Origin of the sequence: Piscicoccus intestinalis NBRC 104926, from assembly GCF_001515525.1 — a bacterium.
Lineage (GTDB): Bacteria > Actinomycetota > Actinomycetes > Actinomycetales > Dermatophilaceae > Kineosphaera > Kineosphaera intestinalis.
This window is the reverse complement of sequence record NZ_BCNQ01000268.1, coordinates 1-2,119: the sequence shown is the minus strand read 5'-3', so window position 1 is coordinate 2,119 and position 2,119 is coordinate 1. Positions and strand designations below refer to the sequence as shown.

General features: G+C 73.4%; 1 protein-coding gene. It reads left to right on the top strand.

Features of this window, described 5'->3' with window-relative positions; genetic code table 11:
• A partial coding sequence (locus PINTE_RS21070) for a leucyl aminopeptidase (protein WP_068434528.1) occupies positions 1 to 1,219 on the top strand: 1,219 nt, incomplete at its 5' end.
• Positions 1,220 to 2,119: the final 900 nt, after the last annotated feature.

Sequence of the window (2,119 nt, the reverse complement as noted above, 5' to 3'; positions counted from 1 at the left end):
GGCCCCCGACCGGCGGCCCGAGGCGCTGGCCGCCATCGCGCAGGGGGCGGCCCTGGGGGCCTATCGGTTCGTCGCGCACCGCGGCGAGAAGTCCGCGGCCTCCCTGGCGAAGGAGGGCCCGGTGCCCGCGATCGACGTGCTCACCGGCTCCGCCACCGGCAGCGACACGGGCGACAACGGCAACAACGGCAACGACAACACCGACGCCGCGGAGGAGGTGGCCGCCGCCGTGACGGTCGGCCGCTGGCAGGCGTGGGCCCGCGACCTCGTCAACACCGCCCCCAACGTGCTCTACCCCGAGTCGTTCGCCGAGCGCGCCACGCACGACGCGCCGCGGGGCGTGACGATCGACGTGCTCGACGAGGACGCCCTCGCCGAGGACGGTTTCGGCGGCATCGTCGGCGTCGGCCAGGGCTCGGCCCGCCCGCCGCGGCTGGTGACGATGTCGTACGAGCCCGACGGCGCGCAGGGCCGGCTGGCGTTCGTCGGCAAGGGCATCACGTTCGACTCCGGCGGTCTGTGCATCAAGCCGCCGAAGAGCATGATCACGATGAAGTGCGACATGGGCGGCGCCGCCGCCGTCGCCGCCGCGGTCTGCGCGGTCGCCGAGCTCGGGCTGCCGATCGCCGTCACCGGGTACCTGTGCCTCGCCGAGAACATGCCCGGCTCCAACGCGCAGCGGCCGGGCGACGTCGTGACGATCCGCGACGGGCAGACCGTCGAGATCATCAACACCGACGCCGAAGGCCGCATGGTGCTCGTCGACGGCATCGCGCTGGCCTCCGAGAGCGGCCCCGACGCCATCGTCGACGTGGCCACTCTCACCGGCGCCGCGATGGTGGCCCTCGGCAACCGCACGGCCGCGGTCTTCGCCAACGACGACGAGCTGCTCGGTGAGTTGACCAGCGCCGCGACCACCGTCGGGGAGACCGTGTGGCCGATGCCGATCGCCGAGGAGATCCGCTCCGCGATGGATTCGCAGGTGGCCGACATCGCACACACGGGCGCCGCGATGGGCGGTGCGATGACGGCGGCGGCGTTCCTGCGGGCGTTCGTCGGGCCGCAGGCGCAGGGCGGCCGCCCGATCCCGTGGGGGCACCTCGACATCGCCGGGCCGGCCTTCAACGAGTCGGCGCCACACGGCTACACGGGCAAGGGCGGCACCGGCTTCGCGGTGCGCACCCTCGTGCAGTTCGCCCGCGAGCGCAGCGAGGCCTAGCTGGCCTAGTTCTCTGGCCTAGCTCGCCCGGCCGGGCCGGCCGTCGCCGTCGAGCGCGCGACCGGTCACGACGATGCGCTGCCCGAGGGGCTCACCGCCGTGCTCGCCCACCGGGCCCGGCCCCGTCAGCCGAAGTGCGCGGCCGCAGGTGCGGGTGCGGGAGGGTCGAGGACGCTGTTGAAGGCTCGGTCGAGGTCGTATCACCGCGGCTGAAGGCACAGCCGGGGTCGTATCGCCGCTGCTGAGGGCCGGGTCGTATCGCCGCTGCTAAGGGCCGGGTCGGGTCGTATCGGCGCTGCTGAGAGCCCGACCGGGTCGGATCGGCGCTGCTGAGGGTCCGGGCGAGGGGCTTGTCGAGCCCGCCGCGCGGCGGTCCCGGGATCGAAGACGAAGTTGGCATACATACTCGCCGCCGAGACCGCCGGGCTCGGGCATCGCCTCAGGTCACGGGCGCGGGCGGAGCGCCCGGATCCGAGTATGTAAGCCATCCTCGTCTTCGGCCCGGCGAATAGCAGGCACAGCGCACGCGGGCCAGCCTGCCCGAGCCCTTCCCGAGCCCTGCCCCAGCCCTGGTTGAGCCCTGCCCGAGCCCTGCCCGAGCCCTGCGGCCCGGCCCGGGCGATGCGTTCTGCCGGTAAATCCGCGGCACCCGGTCGCACTTGTCGAATGCGGACACGGACTTGACCGACTCCTGACCCAATCCTGCGTCGGACCCGAATTCCCTTGGGCAGCATGGCGATCAGCCATCGCGGCAATCCGGACAATACGAGTGCGTGCGTGACCGAGGGAGACATCGATGACCCTGCTGCGGCCCGCCCCCGCCCGCACGGCAGGTCGCGGCCGCTCGTCGGGCTCGTCGCGGTCATCGGGGTCGGCGGGGTCGGCGGGGTCGGCGGGGTC